This window comes from Thermomicrobium sp. CFH 73360, from assembly GCF_023806465.1.
In the GTDB taxonomy this organism is placed as follows: Bacteria; Chloroflexota; Chloroflexia; order Thermomicrobiales; family Thermomicrobiaceae; genus Thermomicrobium.
Map to the genome: position 1 here is coordinate 147650 of NZ_JAMSLS010000004.1, position 22454 is coordinate 170103.

A 22454-nucleotide genomic window follows, 5' to 3' on the forward strand; every position below is an offset into this window, starting at 1 on the left:
GAGTTAGCCTCTCGAGAACTCGCTCGCACGTATCAGTAACCCGACTAGGAGAAAGTTGGTGATCAGAGAGCTTCCTCCGGCACTAATAAAGGGCAGCGTGATACCAGTAAGGGGTAAGAGTCGCACAGTACCGGCAAGAATGATCAACGTTTGGAGGCCGAAGACGCTCACCAAGCCGACGCTCAGAAGTCGGACGTAACTATTTCGGATTCGGCTCGCAACCAGTAGACCACGCATCACCAGAGCGAGATACAGGCCGATCACCGCCACTGTACCGAGACTACCGAGCTCCTCACCGAGTGCCGCGAATGCATAGTCCGTCGCGACGACTGGAATCGCTTGCGGAAAACCAAATCCCCAACCGGTACCAAGGATATGGCCGTGTGCGAATGCAAGATCCGCTTGTACCGGCTGCATGCCGATGCCAGTTGGATCGCTCCACGGATCGAGCCAGATTTCAACCCGTTGCGCGACGCGCGGGACGAGACGCAATGCGACGACAAACGCTGCCGCGAAGGCAGCAAGACCTCCCATGACGTAGAGCAGTCGCCCCGAAGCAACATAGAGCATCACCAGGAAGATACCGAAGAGAAGCAGTGCGTTACCCAGGTCGTTTTGGAGGACGACAGCAAGTACGGCGATGCCCCACATCCCAACGAGCGGAATAAGATACGGAAGCGGGGGAAGTGAGAACGGGCCGACACGGTAGCTACTAGTGATCAGCTCTCGATAGTCGTCGAGGTAACCGGCAAGGAAGAAGACAAGGAGCACCTTGACCACTTCGCCTGGTTGAACCGTGATAGGTCCGAGCTCCAGCCAAAGTCGTGCTCCCGATCCGAGATCCGTGCCGAAGGCCATTGTGAAGAAGGTCAAAAAGGACGCCAGAACAGCCCACGTGTACTTCAACCGCTTCAGCCAGACGAAGTGCCGTACGAGTCCGACAGTGAGCCACAGAAGCACAAGTCCAACGATCAAGTACACAAGCTGACGCTGACTAAGTGACGCCCATACTCCGCCTTCTCGTAGAGTCGGTCCGAGACGTTGGCTTAAGAGTAGCCCTAGGCAAGCCAGCATGACCACGATCGGCAAGAGGATCTGATCCCCTTGAACCTTGAGCAGGGTCAGCCAGAAACTTGTCGCGAACATCGCGACAATGAAGACAAGGCTTACAGTTAAATCCCCCCACGACCAGCGGGTGCTTCCAAGGCGGGCTAGCGAGATCGTTAACAGCCCAATCAATGACACTGCAGCAGGAATGATCAGCAGCTGCAATTCGAGCCAGCGTAGAGAAAACCCGCGTCTCGTCATCCGACTACGCCGGAAGGTATTTCCCGAGCAGCAGTGCGAAACGCTCTCGGATCTCTGGGGGCACTGCTTCCGGGCGCGTCACAATGGCATGCTCCAGCGCAGACCTGCAGGAACACTCGCCGGGGAGTTCTTGCAGACGGTCCACCAATGCACGTAATGTGCGTTGTGCTGCTTCGACATTCTGCTGCAGACGCTGAATCACGACAGCAACGTTCACTGGCTCCTCTTCACTGTGCCACACATCGTAGTCTGTCACGAGCGCAAGAACTGCAAAGCAGAGTTCCGCTTCCCGTGCCAACCGAGCCTCCGGCATGGCAGTCATGCCGATGACATCAAGCCCCCATGAGCGATACAATTTCGACTCTGCCTTGGTAGAGAACTGCGGTCCCTCGATACATATGTAGGTCCCTCGATCATGGACTTTTGGTCCTGCCTCAAGAGCAGCTTGAATCAATGCTCCGCGGAGCTCGGGGCAGAAGGGTTCGTCCAGTGACACGTGCACGACGGGGCCAACTTCGTCAAAGAAGGATCGCGCTCGACGTACCGTCCGATCGACCACCTGGTCGGGAACAACGAAGTCGAGCGGCCGGATCGTTTCACGCAGACTTCCGACAGCACTCACCGAGACAACCCAACGAACACCAAGCTGCTTGAACGCCCAGAAGTTCGCACGAGCTGGCACCCGACTGGGACTATGTTGATGGTTCCGACCATGCCGTGGCAGGAAGGCAACACGCATACCGCGCAGCGTACCGAGCGTGATGACGTCGCTTGGTTGCCCGAAGGGCGTGTCCAGTTCGACCTCTTCCACGTCCTCCAAATCGTCCATCCGGTATAAACCACTTCCGCCGAGAACACCCAGTTCTGCCCTCATGACGCCCCTCTTATTCCTTTCGCCTCAGCCCAGCGCCTTGCGACTGATCGCGCGTTACACTACCGCGCGGAGGTGACGCGTCTCGTGCAGCTGCAGGATAGCACTTCGCTCCCGGAACGTGATGATACCCACTCGCGGAGCTGGCCATTTTGGAGTGCGACGCTCCGTGTTCTTCTCTTGCTTGGAATGCTCACCTGGTGGTTGAGTGTCCTTGCGCGAGTCACGACGAACGTCCCCTCCTCGGTGGATGCACCATCGCTCCTTCGCCCAGGAGTGACACAACTGCCGGACTCACGCGTCGAATTCCTCGGAGACTGGGTCATGCAGACTATCGGAACCGAGTCATTCGTGGCGACCCGCGTTGCTGGCGACAGGCTTCGCTTCGGGTTTGTGGGGACCGAACTGGGTATCGTCGTGCGCGCGGGACCAGATGCTGGAAGCATCTCGGTACGGATACGCGAAGGCACCAGGAATGACTCGGCATCTCGCGAGGTGTCCACGATCCTCAACCTTGAGAGGTCTTCCGCCCGAGTTGAGACCCTCACGCTCGGAAAGAGCCTTGCCCCTGGCGTTTACGTGGCCGAAATTCGCAACGAGGACTCAGCCGAACTGGCCCTCGCCGCGATTATTGTTCACAGCCGTCCGGGTGTTTGGTGGGCTTGGTTACCGCCCCTCGGTCTGGGACTTTTGGGGCTGGGGGCATCTCTCCATGCCTGGTGGAACGCGCTGGTAACGGCCCTGGGCTGGTGGAAACTTGGAACTGAGTCATGATCGAACGCTCATCGCCTGTTCAGCGTGCATTCTCTCGGGCGAGGCAAATTGGGCCCAGATGGGTGGACTCCACCGACCTTCTGACTTGCCTCCTTCTTTTCTTGCTTGCTGTCCTCGCCACCGGACTGCCGTTTGGTATTGCCGTTGGCCTGCTGGGCGTAATGGTGATCGCAGCCGTGTGGCGCCCACAAGCAGCGCTTCTCGCTGTTCCGGCAACCATACCGTTCGCGCCGCTTCATGCTGTGATAGGTGGCGCTTCTTTCTCTGTGCTAGAACTGGCACTGGTCAGTGCCGTCGGTAGCGTCGCGCTACGAGAGGTGTGGAGTTGTCTCAGAGTTCGCTCGTTGCGACATTCTCTCTCGAGGGCTGGAGAGCTCGTCTCGCGCGTTGCATTCGCCCCACTTGCACTAGCCTTGGTCGTAGTGGGAACCGCCTCACTCGGTGTTGTTGCTGATCCGTCACATGTGCGCGAGAGCCTTCGCGAGTGGCGTTGGGTCGTCGTAGAGCCCATCGCGTACTACGTGGCGGCGCTCTGGCTTTTACAGCGCCCTGACGGATGGCGCAAACTGCTTGGAGCATGGATCGGTGCATCGGTGCTTGCAGCGATGGTCTGCGTCACGCAATGGTTTTCTGGTGGAGGGCTGATGGTCGAGGGTGTTCGTCGCTTGACGGGGTTCTATCCGCATCCGAACGCTGCTGCATTGGCGCTTGAACGGCCAGCGCTGCTAGCGCTCGCAATCGGCTTAGCAAGCACGGGTCGTGCCCGCTATGTCTGGGGATGCTCGAGTGCTGTCATCGGCTTGGCGACGGCACTCACGTTCTCGCGTGGAGCCCTCCTCGCCCTTCTTCTGGGCACGGCGGCTGTGCTTTGGACGCTGCACCATCGCCGATGGTTGTACGGGCTTTTCCTTGCTGGCTTCTTGGTTGCGTTCTTTGCAGTCGTTGCTTTCCCTGAACGGCTCCGCGCCGGGGTGTGGGCTGATGGAGAGGCACTGCGGCTAGCGATTTGGAAAAGCACCTTAGCGATGATTGGTGATCGCCCATTGACAGGAGTTGGACTCGATCAGTTCCTCTATCAATATGCACCGCGCTACATCGATCCCGCGGCGTGGCCCGAGCGCTTTACCAGTCATCCGCACAATCTCTTTCTGGATGCTTGGGTGACGTTCGGGACGAACGGGATCTTTCTTTTGACGAGTGCCGTCTGGTTGGTCGTCAAAACAACTCGCCAGCGTCTGGTGTGGCCACTGGACTTCGCGGTCGGTATAAGCCTGCTGGGGGGATTCGTGCACGGTCTCGTTGATCGGGGCTTTTTCACTCCTGAGCTGTCGCTCTCGTTTTGGCTCGCGGCTGTCATACTAGATGCGCCGCGCACCGCACGCAGCGCGGCAATGGAGACTGGAGGGAAGCCGTGCGAGTGCTGGTGACAGGCGGCGCAGGTTTCATTGGCTCGCATCTCTGCGAGGCATTACTGGAAGACGGGTTCGAAGTCATCGCTGTCGACAACCTCTTGACCGGACGGGTCGAGAACATCCAACACCTACTGGCCCACCCCCGTTTCCAGTTCGTCCAACAGGATGTCACGGAGGGAGCGGAGTTCGAGGTCGATGCCATATATCACTTGGCGAGCCCGGCGAGCCCAGTCGGCTACCGGCGTTATCCGATTCAAACCTTGTTAGTGAATTCGCTCGGCACGTTACGACTTCTCGAACTGGCACGCCGAACTGGCGCACGCTTCCTCTTTGCGTCGACTTCTGAGGTCTATGGGGATCCTCTTGTTCATCCGCAGCCCGAAGATTACTTCGGAAACGTCAATCCTGTTGGGCCGCGGAGTTGTTATGACGAGGGGAAACGCTTTGGCGAGGCCTTGACGATGGAATTCGTCCGGGAGTACGGGGTCGATGCCCGGATCGCACGAATCTTCAACACTTATGGGCCGCGAATGGATCCTGACGATGGTCGCGTGGTTCCCAACTTCATTGTTCGTGCCCTGACTGGTCAGCCACTCGAAATCTTTGGCGATGGCTTGCAAACCCGTTCGCTGTGCTACGTATCGGACATGGTTCGTGGACTTCGCCTCGTCATGGAACGCGATCAGCTCGCCGGCACAGTCTTCAATTTAGGGAACCCTGATGAGCGAACAGTGTTGGAACTGGCTGAGCTTGTCCAACGCCTGATTGGCAGATCGGTTCCTCTTGTGTTCCGGCCACCTCGCCCAGATGACCCGGTACGGCGTTGCCCAGACATCACACGCGCCCAGACGATCTTGGGCTGGGAGCCACGCGTGTCACTCGAAGAGGGCATGGGCGAGACGATCCGGTATTTCCGTAACGTGCTCGCAGCAACGGCCTCGGCTGATGAATGAAGCGATTCGCTCCTATCGACTCCGCATGCTGGACTTCGGGCTTGCGCTGGCAGGGATCCTCGCAGCGCTTGTTCTGGTGGTGGTTCCAGCGCCGCTCGGCATCGCTATGGTTATTGGCTCGCTTGTCGGTCTAATCCTGCTCATCTGGCCAGCTGCGATCCCAATCACGCTTGTCCTCTCAGTTCCGGTACAGGATGTCGTCCAGCTGCCGTTAGCCGGCATCGGGATCACGGCCACACAGCTCATGCTTGCCACAGCCATGTTCTTGTTGCCGATCGTCCTCCTCGTGCGGCGTCGACTTGTGCACTATCCAGCAATTGCCATTGCCTTGACAATCTTTCTTCTTGTCCAGGTTGCCTCACTTGCTGTTGCCCAGAACTTGCTCTTCGGCGTGGCGACGATTTACCGGTGGACGGCAGCACTCCTTGCTTTCCTCGTCACTATTCACCTCGTTACAACGAGAAGAGCGGTTATTGTCCTCGGTTTCGGGATCAGCGCTGCGGCGGTCGCTGAAGTGGGCTTTGGAACGTTACAGAGCGCGCTCGGTCTGGCACCACCCAGCTTCGCAGTGGCAAGTGGCATTTATCGGGCTTATGGAACATTTGGCCAACCGAATCCCTTTGCTGGATATCTTGAGATGACCGGTCTGTGGTTGGCTGCACTGAGCTTGTGGGCCGTACGGCATGCCGGAGAACTACTACGGCGCTATCGACGGGAACGTCTTCGCGATCTTGTTTCCAGTGCGGCGACGCGAAAGCGAATGCTCTTGACCGCTGTTACGGCGGCGTGGTTCGGCGTCGGAGCCTTTGTGAGCTTTGTTGGAATTATTCTAAGTTTTTCACGTGGCGCCTGGGTTGGAACCTTCGCAGGCATCGGCGTCTTCGTTTTGTTTGCCCCACGAACGGTACGCCGATTGAGTCTGGTTGCAGCTCTCCTGGTGGCCACGGTGGCGTTGGCTGGTGGATGGCAAGAGCTCCCTTCTGCGGTTCGTGAGCGAGCACAGCAGCTCCTTACGCAAAGTCGACCGTTTGATGTACGGGACGTGCAGCTCACGCGCGAAAATTGGGCTGTCGTCGAACGGATGGTGCATTGGCAAGCCGCATGGGGCATGGTCTTGGATCATCCCTGGACAGGCGTTGGGGCAGGGAACTTCGGAGTCGCCTTTCCGGAGTATTCTCCTCACCCACTCTTCAGGATCGCTCGTGGCCATGCGCACAATTACTATCTTCACGTTCTTGCAGAGTTAGGAATACCCGGGCTCCTAACGTACACTGCGGTGCTGATCACGGGGCTGACGTTGCTCGTCCGGACACTTCGTCACGCGCACTCTTCCTTTGATCGCCTTCTCGCGCTTGGAACGCTCGCAGCGACGGCAGCTGTTATGGTCCATAACCTCGTCGAGAACTTGCATGAATTACATCTCAGCGTTCACCTGTTCGCGCTGTGGGGACTGGTATGGCGAGCAGGAGCCGGGTGGACTCAATTTGGAGGCAATCGGTGAGTACCGAGCAGTCAGAGGCCCACCTCTTCAAACGTGAAGCTGCCGACCCAGCATGGAATAGCGCACGTTCCTGGCCTACGATTCTGCGAGTCTTAGCTGGCCTCCTGGCTTTCATTGGGCTTGCTGGTGTGGCATGGTGGCGCAGTGGTGCTGACCTCCGTCGGGTTCTGGAGCTGCTCGGGGAGGCTCAGTGGGGATATGTCGCGATCGCTTTCGCGGCTTACTACGGCTCTTTCCCGCTTCGTGCCTGGCGTTGGCATCGCCTCCTTTCCCAACTTCCAACGAGCGTTCATCCATTCCGCCCCTATCACCTCCTCCGCCCTTACCTTTATGGCTGGCTCCTCAACTGCGCTCTCCCAGGCAAGGTCGGCGAACTCTACCGTAGCTACCTCGCTCACCGGCGACTGCAGATTGCGCTCGGAACAGTGATTGGGACAGTCCTGATCGAACGGAGCGCCGATTTCCTCTTCCTTGCGCTTCTTTTTCCCCTCGTCGTGGTACTCGTCCTCGGCACGGATCCCGGCAAACCCATACTGACGCTGCAATTTGTGGCGATGCTCTTGAGCGCCGCATTCGTTGTTGGTCTCGTGACACTTCGCCACCTCGGTCGGTTTCTACACAAGCTTCCAACATTCCTGCAACACCCAGCGCAGAGACTCATCCTGGGTCTTCAACTCAATCGACACACTGGCATTGCCGTGGGTATCTCCACCTTCCCCCTGTGGCTCTTGGAGGGGCTCCGCGTCTACGCCGAGTCCCGCGCCCTCGGTCTCTCCTTAGGCCCTCCTCTCACACTCCTCGTTGCACTCGTCGCTGCCCTCTTGACCACGATTCCACTCACACCAGCTGGAGTGGGAGCCGTTGAGCTTGGGATTGCGAGCACCCTGGTCCTCTTGGGCATCCCTGTTGAGCAGGCCATCGCACTGGCTTTGCTCGACCGATTCGTCGCTTACTGGAGCGTCTTTCTACTGGCTGGCATTCCTTGGTTGATTGACCATTTTCGAAGGACCTGACATGATGAGGGTGGGCCTCGATTTCTCAGCCGGTGTCGCACAACCAGCGGGTATTGGACGATATGTCCGCGAATTAGCGCGAGAACTTGCAGATCTCCTTGGCCGCGACCTTGTGCTCTGGTATGGTCGGACTCCTAGTCATCCCGCCGGCACGCCGCCTCCAACAGCCACCCCCCGCGCCCTTCCACTGTCAGAAACCGATCTCATGCGTCTCTGGTATCGCTTTCGTTTTCCACTGCCCGTTGACCTCGTGACGGGTGCGGTTGACCTTGTGCATGGTCCCAACTTCCTTGTGCCCCCAGCTCGCGTGCCGCGCCTCGTGACGATCCACGACTTGAGCTTTCTCCTCGTCCCGGAACTCGGGCATCCTCGCTTAGTCCGTTTTCTGTCCAACACCGTGCCGCGGATGCTCCGAGAGGTCGGCGCCGTTATCACTGTGAGTGAGGCCGTTCGCGACGATCTCTTGCGCTTGTATCGCATAGCCCCCAACCGCGTCTTCGCTATCCCACATGGCGTCTCATCTCGCTTCTCACCAGTTCCAGAGGACGAGCGCCGCGCGGTTCTTGCCAGTTTTGGTCTGCGCGATCCCTATGTCATTGCAGTCGGCACGATCGAACCACGGAAGGGCTACCCAGTTCTCATTCGAGCAATCGAACTTGCAGCAATCCAGCTGCCTGACCTTCAACTCGTCGTCGTAGGATCAACTGGTTGGCTAGCAGAACCGATCGAAGCGGCTCTGTTGGAAGCTGAACGGCGTGGGCGGCTGGTACGGTTCCGTAGCATTGGAGATCGAACCTTGGCAACGCTCTACAGCGGCGCAGCAGCCTTTGTCACTGCGTCGTACCATGAAGGTTTCAACCTTCCCTTACTTGAGGCAATGGCCTGCGCTGCTCCAGTGATCGCGACCGATCTTCCTGCACATCGCGAGGTAGCCGGAGATGCTGCCCTCTTCGTCCCAGTCGATGCACCACACGAACTCGCAGAGGCAATTCTGAGTGTGCTCATGAATGGTTCACTGCGCGAACGTCTCAGTCGCACTGCAAGGGAGCGTGCTCAACTCTTCACCTGGCGAAGATCGGCCGAGAGACATGTCGAGGTGTATCGTCAATTTGCACGATCCAGCTAGAGCATTGAGCGAGATTCGTCCTGTCGCTGTTAGAGTGCACAGAAAACACGGCTGGAGCTGACGCGGTCCATCATTCGCTCGACGGTGCAAAATGCTTACTACAGAGTGGATACTCGGATCGGCTTTCGTCCAATGGGGATTAATCGGCGCTACGGCGGTTAGCTTCCTCTCGCTCTTCGGCATCGCGTCTCTTGGATCGACAACCATCGATCGATTTGCCGATAATCAGGCTCGACGAATTCTGGCGAACTCGGCCACTCCGCTTGCCGCACAACTTCTTAACCGCTTTGTCGACCTCATCTTCGCAGCCATTGCCCTTCGGATTCTTGGCGTCGAAGGGAATGGCCAGTACGCGATTGCGACCGTCACCTGGCTCTATCTGAAAACGATGTCAGACTTTGGACTCTCAATACTTGTTGCACGGGAAGTTGCCAAGCATCCGGAGTCAGCCGGACGACTTGTTGGCACCACAACCCTTTTTCGTCTTTTTGTCCTCACTCTTCTTCTCCCCATCCTGATCTCATTCCTCGTACTCGGAAGTTATTGGCTCAATCTGTCTCACCCTAGTGTTTTGGCAATCCTACTCTTGACCTTTTCTATTATCCCTGCAAGTTATGCTGAAGCAATTAACTCAGTTTTTACTGGTGCTGAACGCCTCCACCTGCCAGCGATCCTCACCGTCTTCACCAACCTGATTCGTTTTTCCCTCGGATTGCTTGCTCTCGGCCAAGGGTTCGGCGTGCCAGGTATCGCAGGCGCGGCTGTGCTCGCCACCTTGTGTAATGCTGCGGCCCTCCACATTGCCGTCCAGCGCCAGAATGTGCGGATCCTGTGGGAATTCTCAGCAACCGAAGCGAAGGCTCTTACTCAAACCGCCTGGCCGCTCTTGCTCAACGGGCTGCTCATCACGGTTTTCTTTCGGATTGACACGTTCGTGATCCAAGGCTTTGCAGGCACACGTGCACTCGGTATCTACGATGCAGCCTACAAGCTTCCCAATCTTCTTCCCTTGCTTCCGTCTTACTTTGTGCTCGCCATCTTCCCACTACTGTCCCGTCAATCTGGATCTGACTTGCGTCGAACCTTCGAACTCGGAGCAAAATTCCTTGTCGTTATTGCCTGGCTGATCGTCTTGGTGACACTCTTCGCCGCACCCCTCTTCATCAGAATTCTCGGCGGTAGAGCCTTTCTACCAGACGCCGCAGACACGTTGCGCATTCTCATTTGGTTCGCGCCACTGCACTACCTGAACGGTATCGCCCAGTACGCGGTGATCGCAGCGAATCGCCAACGCGAAATTGCTCCGGCATATGCGGTGGCGACAACCTTCAATGTCGTCGCGAATCTGATCGGTGTACCGCTCTTTGGCTATCGTGCCGCTGCAGTCGTCACCGTTCTGACCGAAATCGTGCTGTTCTCGTTCCTCCGCAGGTCACTCCAGCGGGGGTTGGGTGCGATCGACTGGAAAAGTCTCCTCCTGCGGCCATTCGTCGCCTTTACGGTTGCATACCTTGGGAGTCTTGTTGTACCAGGGCTGCTTTGGCTTTCGATACCCTTTGCCGTCCTCCTTTACATCATCGCGCTTCGCCTCACCGGAACCATTCGTAACGAAGAACTGGCCCTGCTCCGCCCTCTCCTCCCGCGTTCCAGTTCTTCGCGCCTTCAGCCTTGACTGCTAGCACGACAATCGGATAGCGGCTCGACCACCACACGTTGGTCACGCATCCGCCAGTACGCAATCCAGCGACCGTCGGGGGCAATCTCCCACATGTCCGACAGAACCTGATCGCCAAGCTCCGCTGATGCACACACCTCCAGGTCGGGAAGAGAATAACCGATGAGTCGATCGTGTTCCTTCCCCCACTGAAGCACCCATACCGACTTCTGTGCCACCCGGTAATTCGTCTCGATCGGCAAATGCTTCGAGGTTCCTGTCTCAAGGTCAATCAGCCACACGCCATCGTCCTTCGGTTCGCCAGACAATACTTGAGTCACAAGCACACTGCGAGTTCCCGGGACTGGTCGCAGATTGACAAAAAATCGACCATTCTTCACAAGATGCAGACCACTGCTCGGTGGTGTTGACACCCAGAGCCCGGCCTGTGAGTCCTCTGGAGTTTCGCCCACCACGAGGAGCTCCGAACCGGCACCCGACCATGCGAGCGCACTCACCCGCAAACGTCCGACGAAATACGTCTCACCACTTGCACGATCCAACACCATTACCCGTGCGATACGACTGACCGCCGAACTCGGAACCGATGATTCTTCAGGCACAGACCAAGCGAGCCAACGGCCGGTCGCATCCGGGTAGACGATGGCGCCTCCGTTCTCAATGCTCCCACTGCTTGAACCATCCCATTTGAACAGCGTGGTTCGCCCTGATATCGGATCAGGGACGGCAATGACGTTCGGACCGGGAACACCAAATCGTGGAGCAACCCAACGGCGCTCCCCTGATACCACGTTCACAAGCCACCCACCAGGTCGCGGCTCGACATCGTAGACCAGTAGCCAATCGACACCAGCCCAGGCAAAGACACCGCAGCACTCTGCAGCAACGATCTCACTGCGATCCTCAGCAGTGGGCTGTACTGTAGGAGAAGCTGTCCAATCCCCCAACGCCTCTTTCGGCACCGTGCGCGTCAGTAGCTCTCTCCGGCTAGTTGGTGTCGGTGTCGACACCATCCCGTCCAACGAAGCGGGAGTACTGGAAGGGAGAGCAGTTGCGGAGTATAGCGCCGTCGGATACGCGGCAGGTCCTATGCCTTGGAAACGACAGCTCACTAGTATCCCAAACAATGTGGCGGCAAGAATCGGTAGGTAGTACCGCCAGAGCACGCGCTCACCGTGGCCAGGTGTCCTGCCACTCATTCAGGAGTATCCCTCCAAAGGTCACGTCCGGCTGATCCCAAGGCGTTCGCCATTGCATTGGGCTTTCGTAGGGCAACACGAACCGTTGCCCTGGAAGCGTCAGCCCGAGTGTCAGCCGACGCCAGTCTGCCTCGATCAGGGACACAGGGTTGAATGCCCGTCTCATACTGGCGTCGCGAATTTCCAGATGGAGATGGGGCGCTCGATCACAGTTCGGGCTCGCGGGATCCCCAACTTTGCCAACCGGATCGCCTTGCTGGACACGCTATCCCACCTGAAGCGGAGAGCGCTCCAGAAGGTGTCCGTAAAGCGATCGATACCCGTTCGGATGCGCGATAACGACGTTGTGAGGCGCCGCACCATATGGCCCATCGACTGCGACGACGATACCGTCTCCGATGGCTCGCACGATCGTGCCACATCGGGCAGCAAAATCCACACCGAAATGCAGGCCTTGACCAGCCCGGTAAAGGACGGCCCGATTGCGGTAGGCGGTCACCGTGTTGCCGTACCACTGACTCACAAACCAGGTTGAGACTCCCGGAGGCTCCGCGAAAGGCAAAGCGAACGGCGCACTTCCGTGGACTTCCCCTTCCGCGAGGGGAAGGACACTGGCAAACACGAGGATTACCAATCCTAACGCGGTGTTCCGGGCGCGTACCAAGAGACCGACTCCGTGCTGGTGTCCCGTGCGAAACGATACACTGATGACGGGGTGGGACGCCGGAGGCGAATATGCTCACTGTCCTCCACGGCAACAGCGAACTTCTCCGGCGAGAGACACTAGCGTCTCTCACGAATCGCGAAGACCCGAGCGGATTCGCGACGACACGTTTTCCTCCTGGCACCCCGCTTGCTTCAATCGCCGCAGCAGCACGCACTCCTGCATTCTTTGCGGAGCGTCGACTCATCGTGGCTGAAGGACTGCTATTAGACACTCTGCGTGTTAATACTCTGGACCAAGAGCTCCTGGACTTACTCCGGACTCTCCCAGAATCCTGCCACCTCATAACCATTGAGCCACTCCTTCCCCAAGAAGTGATCCAACGGCTCACGACACACCTCGGAGCCTCCGTTCAATTTATTCGCTGCATTGTCCCATCCGGGAAGGAGATGGTTCGTTGGGTTCGCGAGCGAGCGCGCTCGTACGGTGTAGAGATTGAACCTGACGCAGCGGAAGAGTTTGTCCTTGCCCTTGCGCCAACGGCACTGCAGGATCGTCACGCCGAGATTAATTCTGATCGAAGCGAGACAAACTCAGTGGATCTCACCCGGATCAATACAGAACTGGCGAAGCTCGCTGTTGCGGTGTATCCGGCTACCGTCATTCGCGTGGCCGACGTGCGCACGTTCGTGAGTCCGGATGAACCGCCGCTCGAATGGGCACTGATCGACGCTGTGCAACGAGGACAGTCCGACGTCATCGTTCGTGAGCTGGAGCGCGCCCTCGACACAGGAAACCCGCCGGAATTGTTGCTCGGCCAACTCGCTGGCTACTTCGAAGGTCTGGTTGCGGCGCTGACGCAACCAGACCTCTCGCCCGACGTAGTTGCAGCAGTGACAGGCGTAGCGGCGAGGAGGATTGCGCAGCTACGGCGGCAGCGAAGCCAGCGAACTATCGAACAGGCCCGCGAGGCGCTCGCGATGCTGCGCACGATCGACGCGGGTTTTAAGCGTGGTCTTGTGCCCGACATGGAGGCCGCGCTCGTTGCCGCTCTTCTGTCCTTTGGGCAACAAGCGCGGCCGTCGCCCGGATCGCCGAAACGTTGACTTTGCTGCTCAGGATGCCTGTTGCTGCTGTTGTTGCTGCAGGCGCGCCTTCACCAGAGCGTTGAAGCGCTTCATCAGACGCGACTTCCGGCGAGCAGCATTGTTCTTGTGGATAACCCCTTTCGCTGCTGCGCGATCGAGCGTCGAGATCGCATCGCCAATTGCTCGCGCTGCAGCTTCGAGGTCGCCGGCTTCCATGAGTTTTCGCGCCTTCTTGATGAATGTGCGTGCCGCAGAGCGCCACATCCGGTTACGGATACGTCGCCGCTCCGATCGACGGAGAGCTTTCGCAGCAGATTTCGTGTTCGGCAAGGCTCCTTACCCCCTTGGTTTCTCGAACCTGCACGCGTTGTCCTGGCTCCAAAGTCTAGCATGAAAAGGATTTCGCTGCCGCTCCAGCATTCCCGATCACCGGTACGACGGAGCTCCCAGTAAGATACCGCGGGAGTCACAGGAGGCTCCATGACGGTCGAGCAGCAGAAAAGGCAGCATCTCGCTCGCGCGACGCTCGTTGTCGCCGCGCTGTTTGTCGCAAGCCGCCTCCTCGGTCTACTACGCGACATCCTCATCGCGGCAAGATTCGGGACCTCACCGGACTACGATGCCTATGTTGCAGCCTTCCGGATCCCTGATCTCATCTTCCTTGTGGTGATGAGCGGTGCTTTCGGTTCGGCATTCATTCCGGTCTATGCTGAACTTCTGACGAAGGGGCAGCGTCACTCGGCTTGGCGACTAGCCAACACGCTCCTGAGCATGACGGTCGCCATGTTTCTGCTCGCCTCTCTAACTGTGCTGATCACCGCAGATAGCTTGATCGGTACTCTCGTTGCACCAGGGCTCAGCCCCGAAAGCCGTGCGCTGGCAGCGGATCTCACCCGCCTGCTTATGCTCTCACCGTTGTGCCTCGGAATCGGAGCCGCTGCCAAGGCTATGCTCGAGTCGAAATCCCGCTTTACGGAACCAGCAGTTGCACCGCTCCTCTATAACCTAGGCATCATCGCCGGAACGGTCGCCCTCGCCCCTTTCGCCGGTGTCTACGGCCTGGCTATCGGCGTCATCGTGGGTGCCGCGGGTTATGCGGCTCTGCAACTTTGGGCGCTCTACCGGACTGGGTGGCAGTTTCGCCTATCCTTTGACCGCTCTGTCACCGGCCTCCGCGATGTCCTATCTCTCCTTGGACCACGCCTGCTTGCTCAAGCTGCCATGCAGGCAAATCTCCTGATTACCACCAACCTTGCCTCGCGAATCGGCCACCAGTACATTGCCTCATTGCAGTATGCCTATCAAATATTTCTCCTCCCACACGGTATTTTCGCGCTTAGCGTAGCCACAGTTCTCTTTCCTACCCTGACACGCTATCGGTCAGCGGGAGACTACCACCAGCTCCAACGGACAGTTGGCCAGACGTTGCGTGTGCTGGTTCTCATTACGATCCCAATGACAGTACTCTTTGGCGGATTCTCGCGCAGCATCGTGCAAACACTTTTCCAGTTCGGTGCCTTCACCGCCACCTCGACATACCTGGTCTCGGAGGCCCTCCGCTGGTTCGCACCCGGGCTCCTCGCTTATGCAATCGTGGAACTCCTCACACGCCTGTCCTACGCTTTTAAGGACAGCCGCTCGCCCGTCATCGCCGCGCTCGTCGCAGTTGGGACAAATCTTGTGCTCAGTCTCACACTCATCGGAGTCCTCGGTCATCGTGGCTTGGCCCTCAGTCTCGCACTGGCAACGACAGTCGAAATGGTTGTCCTCGGTCTCCTTGTGCACCGACGGGTACGCCTGAACCTAAGCGAGACACTCAGAGGATTAGCGCGAGCACTTCCAGCCCTCGCAACGCTCACCATAGCCACTCTGTGGTTTGCAACTCCCCTAGCGCTGGCAACGGATCCCACGCGCGGACGCTCGTTCGCACAATTCTTCGCCTTTGGATACACAGTGGCAGCCGTCCTCGCGGCCTATGTGCTCATTGCTCTTGTCTTTGGTCAACCTGACATCACACGCCTCGCCGCCACCTTCAAGCGAATGCTTCGCCGGCCGATGAGGCAAATCGTGGCAGCTATACTTGGACGGTGATGCTGCGGTAGATGGGACGACGAGCGGGCGATGACGGAACAGGAACGAATTCGCAACTTCAGTATCATCGCGCACGTCGACCACGGGAAGTCGACGCTCGCTGACCGTCTCCTTGAGTTCACACAGACGATCAGCGATCGGGAGATGGTCGAGCAAGTGCTCGACTCGATGGACCTCGAACGCGAGAAAGGTATCACCATCAAGGCACGCGCGGTTCGGATGCAGTATCGAGCGCGTGACGGGGAGACTTACGTCTTGAACCTGATCGACACCCCGGGACATGTGGATTTTTCAGCGGAAGTTTCTCGCAGTCTGGCTGCCTGCGAGGGTGCGCTTTTGGTCGTCGATGCAACACAGGGGATCGAGGCCCAGACACTCGCCCACGGTATGCTGGCCATCGATCTCGGGCTTACGATTATCGGCGTAGTCAACAAAATCGATCTTCCGAACGCAATGCCAGAACGCGTTGCACAAGACTTGATGGATCAATTCGGTTTATTACCGGACGAGATCATCTTCGCCTCCGCAAAGGAGGGGATTGGCGTCGAAGAAATCCTCGAAGCGATCGTGCGTCGTGTACCACCGCCGCGCGGCAATCGCGAAGCACCTCTCCGTGCACTGATCTTTGACTCCCACTATGATCCGTATAAGGGAGTCGTTGCCTACATTCGTGTAGTCGACGGAACTTTGCATACCGGTGAGCCGATTCTCATGATGGCGAGCGGCGCGAATGGGGAAGCCTTAGAACTCGGTCAGTTCCGGCCGCTTATGACACCAGTTGCAGCTTTGGCTGCTGGGGAAGTTGGCTATGTGGCGACTGGGCTCAAGGTTGTGCGTGACTGCCAGGTCGGAGACACCGTCACGCACGCTCAACGCCCAGCTCGCGAACCACTGCCTGGTTACCGCCCAGTCAAGCCGATGGTCTTCGCCAGCTTCTATCCCGTGAACAGTGACGACTACGAGGCGCTGCGCGACGCTCTGGAGAAGCTTCGGCTCAACGATGCGGCTTTGGTTTTCGAACCGGAATCATCCGAAGCACTCGGCTTCGGTTTCCGCTGCGGCTTCCTGGGACTTCTTCACATGGAGATCATTCAAGAACGACTCGAGCGCGAGTACGAGCTGGAGCTGCTGGCGACGGCACCTAGCGTGCAATACGAGATTGTGAAACGAGATGGCACGACCGTACTCATTGATTCCCCGGCCGAGATGCCGCCAGCGGGCGAGATCGAAGAGATCCGTGAGCCTTGGGCACGAGCCACGATCTTGACACCCAGCCGGTATATCGGCGGACTCATGGATCTCGTCACCAGCCGGCGCGGTCAGCTCGTCGAAATGGAGTACTTTGGTGAAGACCGGGTCCGTTTGACCGTCGACGTGCCACTGGCCGAACTCATTGTCGACTTCTACGATCAGCTTAAGTCGCGCTCTCAGGGCTATGCATCGATGGATTACCAACCGATCGGTTACCGGGCCGGCGATCTGGTCAAGTTGGACATCCTCGTCCATGGGCGGCGTGTCGACGCCCTGTCGCTCATTTGCCACCGTGATCAGGCCTACGCCCGTGGGCGAGAGCTGGTCGAGAAGCTTCGCTCTTTAATTCCGCGACAGCTGTTCGACGTACCGATCCAGGCTGCGATCGGCAGTCGAGTCATCGCGCGCGAAACGATCCGGGCCATTCGGAAGAATGTGCTCGCCAAGTGCTACGGAGGCGATGTCACCCGGAAGCGCAAGCTACTGGAAAAGCAAAAGGAAGGAAAGGCCCGCATGAAGCGGATCGGCAGTGTCGAGATCCCACAGGAAGCCTTCCTCGCTGTTCTCAGCCTCGGCGATTCATCAAGTCACTCCTCGCGGTGACGATATGCCTGCACGCGCACGCCTCACGATTGTCGGCCTCGGGCCAGGCGCACCTGAGCATCTTACAACTGCTGCTGCCGCTGCTCTTTCTGAGGCGCGCGTCTTGGTCCGTACCCGTCTCCACCCAGTTGCCCAGTCCTTCCCTCATGCAGACCGCTGGATGACGTGCGACGATCTCTACGAAGCAGCAATCTCCTTTGAGGAAGTCTATGACCGGATTGTAGGTCGTGTGATCGAGGAGGCTCGCCGAGCCCCGCTCGTCTACGCTGTACCCGGTCACCCCCTTGTCGGCGAAGCGACGGTGCGCCGTCTCCTGGTTGATGCCCCACAGCACGGGATTGAGTTCTCCATCGTGCCCGGTTTGAGCTTTGTCGACGCAGTCTTGCCGATTTTGGGCATCGACGCCTTGGCAACAAATCTGCAAATCGTCGATGCGCTTGAACTGGTGAGCTGTCTGGAAGCAGCGCCCTTCGCAGCCGGCCGGTCTCCTCTCTCTCCACTGCGACCAGCCTTGTTGGGTCAGCTCTATGATCGGCCGCTTGCCTCCCAGGTCAAGCTGGCACTGGAGCGCCTCTATCCTCCAACCATCACTGTCAGCATCGTGCGCCAGGCAGGTACAAGCTCACCGCTGGTACTGCACGTTCCGTTGCACGAACTCGACCACTACCACTACGATGCCTCGACCGCTGTCTATCTCCCTCCGGTCGATCCACTCGACGCGCGTGTAACCGATGCACTGCAACAGGTCGTGGCGCGACTCCGGGCCCCAGGGGGATGCCCCTGGGACCGTGAACAGACACATCAGAGCCTCCGACGGCACCTCCTGGAAGAGACGTACGAGGTATTGGAAGCGATTGATCGTGAGGATGACGAGGCGCTGTGCGAGGAACTTGGAGATGTCCTCTTGCAGGTCATCATGCATGCACAGCTGGCCGAGGAGCGAGGCACCTTTGTCTACGAGGACATCGTCGCTGCAGTGATCGAGAAGCTCGTGCGTCGTCATCCGCATGTCTTCGGAGAAACAAAAGCCGAATCGGTGGGCGTCGTTTTGACACGATGGGAACAGATTAAGGCAGCTGAACGGGAGGAAGAGGAGCCACCACGTCACGTTGTCCCGCTCACACTACCGGCGCTTGCACGAGCGCAAGAACTGGTCGAACGGCTCCGACGACTTTATCCGGAACGCTATGAAGCCCTGCGACAACACGTGGCAGGTATGACACCGGAGACAACGGCCGACACGATCCGGCAGCAACTCGTGAGTAGCGTGCTAGCTGCCTCTGAGCAGGCGCTCGACGCAGAGGCAGTGCTTCGCCTGTGGACGCTGGAACTCGAACGAACACATTTTAGTGACGCATCCGCATATCAATCCGATGCCTGACGGATCTGGAAGGGCTTGAGGGGCACGATTCATCGCGCCCAGAAGGGAGCAAGAGCATGACCGATGGGCTGACTTCGACGCAGCGGGCCGGAACTCGCCGTTACACTACCTGCGGGGAACTCCGCCGCGAACACGTTGGTCGCACAGTTACGCTCAAAGGCTGGGTCCATCGCCGGCGCGATCATGGTGGGTTGATCTTCCTTGATCTCCGTGATCGGTACGGGATCACCCAGGTGGTGGCTAACCCGGCGCACTCAAGTGAAGCGCACGGGATGGCCGAGCGCGTCAGGGCCGAGTATGTCCTGTCCGTGACCGGCCAGGTTGTCGCTCGACCGGAGGGAACCGTCAACCCGGCTCTCGCTACGGGGGAAATTGAAGTCCTCGCAGACCAGATTGAGATTCTTAACCCGGCGAAGACTCCACCTTTCCCAATCGCGGAAGAGACGGATGTTGACGAGTCGTTACGTCTCGAGTTCCGCTACCTCGATCTGCGACGAGCGCGCCTCCAGCGGAACCTCTTGCTTCGCCACCAAGTGGTGCGCTTCATTCGCCAGTACCTCGAGGAGCGCGAATTCGTCGAGATTGAGACACCAATGCTCATTAAGAGCACGCCGGAGGGTGCTCGAGACTACGTTGTTCCCAGTCGTATCTTCCCAGGGCATTTCTATGCCTTACCTCAGTCCCCACAACAGCTCAAGCAACTATTAATGGTGGCAGGTTTCGATCGTTATTACCAGATCGCCCGCTGTATGCGCGACGAGGATCTGCGCGCCGACCGGCAACCCGAGTTCACTCAAATTGACCTCGAGATGTCCTTCGTGGATGTGGAAGATGTCATCGAACTCGTTGAGGGTCTCTACACGGAACTCTTCGAGCGTTTTGCTTCAAAGCCACTCCTCTCAAAGCCGTTCCCCCGGCTCACCTATTCGGAAGCGATGCTCCGCTATGGAAGCGACAAGCCAGACCTGCGGTTTGGCCTGGAAATTGAAGACGTCTCAGATGTGTTCCGAGGAACCTCATTTGGCGTGTTCCGCACAGCCCTAGAACACGGGGGGGTAGTCCGTGGCTTCGCCGTGCCCGGCTTCGCTGATGCCTCGCGCTCTCAGCTTGATCAGTTGACCGAGGTGGCACGAACCTTCGGGGCGAAGGGACTCGTCTGGCTGGCACTGCATCAGGAAGAGAGCCGTGTAAGCGCCCGCTCCCCTGTCGCCAAGTTCCTGCAGCCAGAGGAAATCGCGGCGACTGCCCAGCGCCTGGGAGCCGGCCCCGGCGACCTTCTCTTGCTTGTGGCAGACGTCGAGAGTGTCGCAGCCAATGTGCTCGGCCGACTGCGCAACCATGTGGCGCGGGAACGAAAGTTGATCAACGAGAGTGTTCACGCCTTCTGCTGGGTTGTCGATCCGCCACTTTTCGAGTGGAACGAGGAAGAACAGCGCTGGGAAGCTATGCATCACCCGTTTACAAGTCCTTTGGACCAGGACGTTCCGCTTCTCGACACTGATCCCGGCCGAGTGCGCGCCAAGGCCTATGATCTGGTCGCGGATGGCTACGAACTTGGAACCGGGAGTATTCGAATCCACCGCCGGGAAGTACAGAACAAGATTTTCGCCATTATGGGATACGACGATGCAGAGATTGAGCGACGGTTCGGACATCTCTTGCGAGCTTTTGAGTATGGGGCACCACCGCACGGTGGAATGGCACCGGGCTTGGATCGAACCGTCATGATCCTCGCTGGAGAGTCTTCGCTCCGCGAGGTGATTGCGTTCCCGAAGAACCAACGGGCGCAAGATCTCATGCTCGGAGCCCCCTCACCCCTCGACGAGAAACAACTCCGAGAATTGCATCTCCTCGTGATTTACCCTGAGGAGCAAAACGATGCGACCGCGTCGTGAGCCGACCTCTAAAACAGGCTTCCGCGGTAAAGAGGGGACCGGCACCGGCCGGTCCCCAACTTGTGGTGAGCAGCGAGGAGTATGCGCTGTTAGCTTGCGGCCAGCTTCTTCGCGAGCTCAGCGATCTCCTCTGGGGCAAGGCCTGGTGCAAACTCTTCCGGAACCTCGGGCAAGTCGGGCACCGGTCCTCCTGCGGGCGGCCCATCGACCACCTCGAGCTCGCCATCTCCAGTTGGCGAGGGTCCTCGCCAGATCCGGGCGATCTCCTTGTAATCCTCAGGACTGAACCGGTAGAGGCGTCGGTGCACTCCCATGTTCTCGTACTTCCGGGCTTCCGGGAACTTACTATTCTCGATGTTCGGGATCGGCAGCAATTTCGTCACCTGCACGCCCGTCAGTGTCTCAAGCGCCTTAGCGTAGGCGGTGGCATGTACGCCACCGCGGACCAGCAGATAACCAATCATTTCACGCGCGACCGGGTTCGTTGTCATCTCATAAACACGGATCTTGTGCAAGCGAGCTCCACACTCAAGGAAAAAGTTATGCAACAGATCGAGCACCAGATTACCGCTGGAGAAAACGTAGTCGCCGTGCCAGAACGCCCCCATCGAGTTCCCAACGAAAGCTGTCTGCGCAGTGGCAATAAAGTGGTGCGTGTTGCGCAGATTCACTGCAGGTGCCAGCGGTGCAGTGTCCGGAGCACCCGGCTTGGTCGTACCAGTGAGCATGAGATTGACCGTCGCTGCGACCAGCTCAATGTGCCCAAGCTCCTCCGTCGCGATGTTCGCGATGAGATCGTAATACGGACGCAGCTTGTCGCGCCCCCGAAAGTTGAAAGATTGATAGGTATAGTTCATGAGCGTCGACATCTCGCCGAACCGCCCGCCGAGGAGCTCCTGAACCGCCGCCGCGGCATTCGGATCCGGCTCCTTTGGTTGCGGCAACTCGATCTGCAGCCGATCGATGCGCAGGTACATGGTACTCCCTCCCTTGTTTTAGTGCCTCTCCGCCATCGGACCAGGTCGCCCAAACGCTCGTCGGTCAATCACGGTGGTGCTCGCCCCGGAGGAAATCGTCTCCGCATGGCTACCACCTCCCGTTGCTGAGCGCATGACACAGCGTGGACATCGGCCGCGCCAAATCACCTGGGCTTCATCGACCTCAGCACCAGGGAGATCGGGCTGCAGACAAGGCTTCGCTCCGACGACGCACGGGACGTCGATAACACTACCGCATTCTCGACAGACAAAGTGATGGTGCCACACCCTCGCTGGCTCCAGGAGCATTCGTCCCGGCCCTGTGTCCGCAATCATCACGAGTCCGGACGACACCAAAGAGTGAATGACGTTATAGACGGTCGCACGGGAGAGTCGGAAACCGCGGGCACGCAGGCGAGCCAACACTTCATCCGCGGCCAGATGCCCGCCAGCACGATCCAACACATCGAGCACAAGGATCCGCGGTCGAGTGGCACGCAGTCCTGCTCTCCGCAGTCGCGCCACGAGCTGGCTCATCCGCTCCTCAGGGAGATTGTGACTCACCGAAGGACGATCCTTTCTTGACACTGTCCAACATAGCAGACTCGTTTGGACAGTGTCAAGACTGTTCGGTGCGGATCATCGGCGTGGTTGGACTCGGCTCTCGCCAGA

Annotated in this window: 19 protein-coding genes; 12 read left to right on the forward strand and 7 right to left on the reverse strand. The window is 58.5% G+C overall.

Annotated elements, in window-relative coordinates; translation table 11 throughout:
• Positions 1–3: 3 nt before the first annotated feature.
• The gene (locus tag NET03_RS09315) at positions 4–1308 is read right to left on the reverse strand and encodes an FtsW/RodA/SpoVE family cell cycle protein (protein WP_252128643.1); all 1305 of its coding nucleotides are present in this window, start codon (positions 1306–1308) and stop codon (positions 4–6) included.
• Between the two features lie 4 nt (positions 1309–1312).
• A complete protein-coding gene (gene mtnP / locus NET03_RS09320; RefSeq protein WP_252128644.1) occupies positions 1313–2182 on the reverse strand; it encodes an S-methyl-5'-thioadenosine phosphorylase in 870 nt (289 codons plus the stop codon).
• A gap of 84 nt (positions 2183–2266) precedes the next feature.
• On the opposite strand from mtnP, the gene NET03_RS09325 reads away from it, so the two are divergent.
• The 7 genes from NET03_RS09325 (at position 2267) to NET03_RS09355 (ending at position 10630) form a co-directional block, all read left to right on the forward strand.
• Complete coding sequence (locus NET03_RS09325; protein ID WP_252128645.1) at positions 2267–2953, forward strand: hypothetical protein; 687 nt, start codon at positions 2267–2269, stop codon at positions 2951–2953.
• 62 nt (positions 2954–3015) lie between these two features.
• Entirely contained in the window at positions 3016–4380 is a 1365-nt protein-coding gene (locus tag NET03_RS13830; RefSeq protein WP_252128646.1) for an O-antigen ligase family protein, read from the forward strand.
• A complete protein-coding gene (locus tag NET03_RS09335; RefSeq protein ID WP_252128647.1) occupies positions 4365–5318 on the forward strand; it encodes a UDP-glucuronic acid decarboxylase family protein in 954 nt (317 codons plus the stop codon). The genes NET03_RS13830 and NET03_RS09335 overlap by 16 nt, the downstream gene beginning before the upstream one ends.
• Positions 5311–6819 (forward strand): O-antigen ligase family protein, encoded by a 1509-nt coding sequence (locus NET03_RS09340; RefSeq protein ID WP_252128648.1) that lies wholly within the window; start codon positions 5311–5313, stop codon positions 6817–6819. Before NET03_RS09335 ends, NET03_RS09340 begins: the two co-directional genes overlap by 8 nt.
• Positions 6816–7832 (forward strand): lysylphosphatidylglycerol synthase transmembrane domain-containing protein, encoded by a 1017-nt coding sequence (locus tag NET03_RS09345; RefSeq protein WP_252128649.1) that lies wholly within the window; start codon positions 6816–6818, stop codon positions 7830–7832. The genes NET03_RS09340 and NET03_RS09345 overlap by 4 nt, the downstream gene beginning before the upstream one ends.
• A gap of 1 nt (position 7833) precedes the next feature.
• Positions 7834–8958 carry a glycosyltransferase family 4 protein gene (locus NET03_RS09350; protein WP_252128650.1) on the forward strand — a complete coding sequence of 375 codons (1125 nt, stop codon included), beginning with the start codon at positions 7834–7836 and terminating at the stop codon, positions 8956–8958.
• A gap of 91 nt (positions 8959–9049) precedes the next feature.
• A complete protein-coding gene (locus NET03_RS09355; RefSeq protein ID WP_252128651.1) occupies positions 9050–10630 on the forward strand; it encodes a flippase in 1581 nt (526 codons plus the stop codon).
• On the opposite strand, the gene NET03_RS09360 is transcribed toward NET03_RS09355, so the two are convergent.
• Positions 10621–11832, reverse strand: coding sequence for a hypothetical protein (locus NET03_RS09360; protein ID WP_252128652.1), 1212 nt, complete (start codon positions 11830–11832; stop codon positions 10621–10623). The two genes, NET03_RS09355 and NET03_RS09360, sit on opposite strands and share 10 nt — an antisense overlap.
• A gap of 265 nt (positions 11833–12097) precedes the next feature.
• On the reverse strand, positions 12098–12496 hold the full coding sequence (locus tag NET03_RS09365) for a M23 family metallopeptidase (protein WP_252128653.1): 399 nt from the start codon (positions 12494–12496) through the stop codon (positions 12098–12100).
• Positions 12497–12567: 71 nt separating this feature from the next.
• On the opposite strand from NET03_RS09365, the gene holA reads away from it, so the two are divergent.
• A complete protein-coding gene (gene holA, locus NET03_RS09370) occupies positions 12568–13602 on the forward strand; it encodes a DNA polymerase III subunit delta (protein ID WP_252128654.1) in 1035 nt (344 codons plus the stop codon).
• 9 nt (positions 13603–13611) lie between these two features.
• On the opposite strand, the gene rpsT is transcribed toward holA, so the two are convergent.
• Positions 13612–13914, reverse strand: coding sequence for a 30S ribosomal protein S20 (gene rpsT / locus NET03_RS09375; RefSeq protein WP_252128655.1), 303 nt, complete (start codon positions 13912–13914; stop codon positions 13612–13614).
• 150 nt (positions 13915–14064) lie between these two features.
• Between rpsT and murJ the strand changes: the two genes are divergently transcribed.
• From murJ to aspS, 4 genes are read left to right on the forward strand one after another with little or no spacing between them, the layout of a single operon-like run.
• Positions 14065–15675 (forward strand): murein biosynthesis integral membrane protein MurJ, encoded by a 1611-nt coding sequence (gene murJ, locus NET03_RS09380; RefSeq protein ID WP_252128656.1) that lies wholly within the window; start codon positions 14065–14067, stop codon positions 15673–15675.
• Positions 15676–15705: 30 nt separating this feature from the next.
• Positions 15706–17529: a translation elongation factor 4 gene (lepA, locus tag NET03_RS09385; protein ID WP_252128657.1), complete on the forward strand. Its 1824-nt coding sequence runs from the start codon at positions 15706–15708 to the stop codon at positions 17527–17529.
• Positions 17530–17533: 4 nt separating this feature from the next.
• A complete protein-coding gene (locus NET03_RS09390; RefSeq protein WP_252128658.1) occupies positions 17534–18910 on the forward strand; it encodes a MazG family protein in 1377 nt (458 codons plus the stop codon).
• A 56-nt stretch (positions 18911–18966) separates the two neighbouring features.
• Positions 18967–20805 carry an aspartate--tRNA ligase gene (aspS, locus tag NET03_RS09395; protein ID WP_252128659.1) on the forward strand — a complete coding sequence of 613 codons (1839 nt, stop codon included), beginning with the start codon at positions 18967–18969 and terminating at the stop codon, positions 20803–20805.
• An 89-nt stretch (positions 20806–20894) separates the two neighbouring features.
• Here aspS and NET03_RS09400 read toward each other — a convergent pair whose 3' ends face one another.
• On the reverse strand, positions 20895–21782 hold the full coding sequence (locus NET03_RS09400; RefSeq protein ID WP_252128660.1) for a manganese catalase family protein: 888 nt from the start codon (positions 21780–21782) through the stop codon (positions 20895–20897).
• An 18-nt stretch (positions 21783–21800) separates the two neighbouring features.
• Entirely contained in the window at positions 21801–22346 is a 546-nt protein-coding gene (locus NET03_RS09405) for a Fur family transcriptional regulator (RefSeq protein WP_252128661.1), read from the reverse strand.
• Between the last annotated feature and the right edge of the window lie 108 nt (positions 22347–22454).

What these genes read in the sequence shown, in the direction of transcription:
- NET03_RS09400 (WP_252128660.1), bottom strand. Translation starts at nt 21,782, where the DNA reads ATGTACCTGCGCATCGATCGGCTGCAGATCGAGTTGCCGCAACCAAAG.
- NET03_RS09315 (WP_252128643.1), bottom strand. Translation starts at nt 1,308, where the DNA reads ATGACGAGACGCGGGTTTTCTCTACGCTGGCTCGAATTGCAGCTGCTG.
- NET03_RS09390 (WP_252128658.1), top strand. Translation starts at nt 17,534, where the DNA reads ATGCCTGCACGCGCACGCCTCACGATTGTCGGCCTCGGGCCAGGCGCA.
- lepA (WP_252128657.1), top strand. Translation starts at nt 15,706, where the DNA reads ATGACGGAACAGGAACGAATTCGCAACTTCAGTATCATCGCGCACGTC.
- NET03_RS09340 (WP_252128648.1), top strand. Translation starts at nt 5,311, where the DNA reads ATGAATGAAGCGATTCGCTCCTATCGACTCCGCATGCTGGACTTCGGG.
- NET03_RS09360 (WP_252128652.1), bottom strand. Translation starts at nt 11,832, where the DNA reads ATGAGTGGCAGGACACCTGGCCACGGTGAGCGCGTGCTCTGGCGGTAC.
- holA (WP_252128654.1), top strand. Translation starts at nt 12,568, where the DNA reads ATGCTCACTGTCCTCCACGGCAACAGCGAACTTCTCCGGCGAGAGACA.
- murJ (WP_252128656.1), top strand. Translation starts at nt 14,065, where the DNA reads ATGACGGTCGAGCAGCAGAAAAGGCAGCATCTCGCTCGCGCGACGCTC.
- mtnP (WP_252128644.1), bottom strand. Translation starts at nt 2,182, where the DNA reads ATGAGGGCAGAACTGGGTGTTCTCGGCGGAAGTGGTTTATACCGGATG.
- NET03_RS09355 (WP_252128651.1), top strand. Translation starts at nt 9,050, where the DNA reads ATGCTTACTACAGAGTGGATACTCGGATCGGCTTTCGTCCAATGGGGA.
- NET03_RS09350 (WP_252128650.1), top strand. Translation starts at nt 7,834, where the DNA reads ATGATGAGGGTGGGCCTCGATTTCTCAGCCGGTGTCGCACAACCAGCG.
- aspS (WP_252128659.1), top strand. Translation starts at nt 18,967, where the DNA reads ATGACCGATGGGCTGACTTCGACGCAGCGGGCCGGAACTCGCCGTTAC.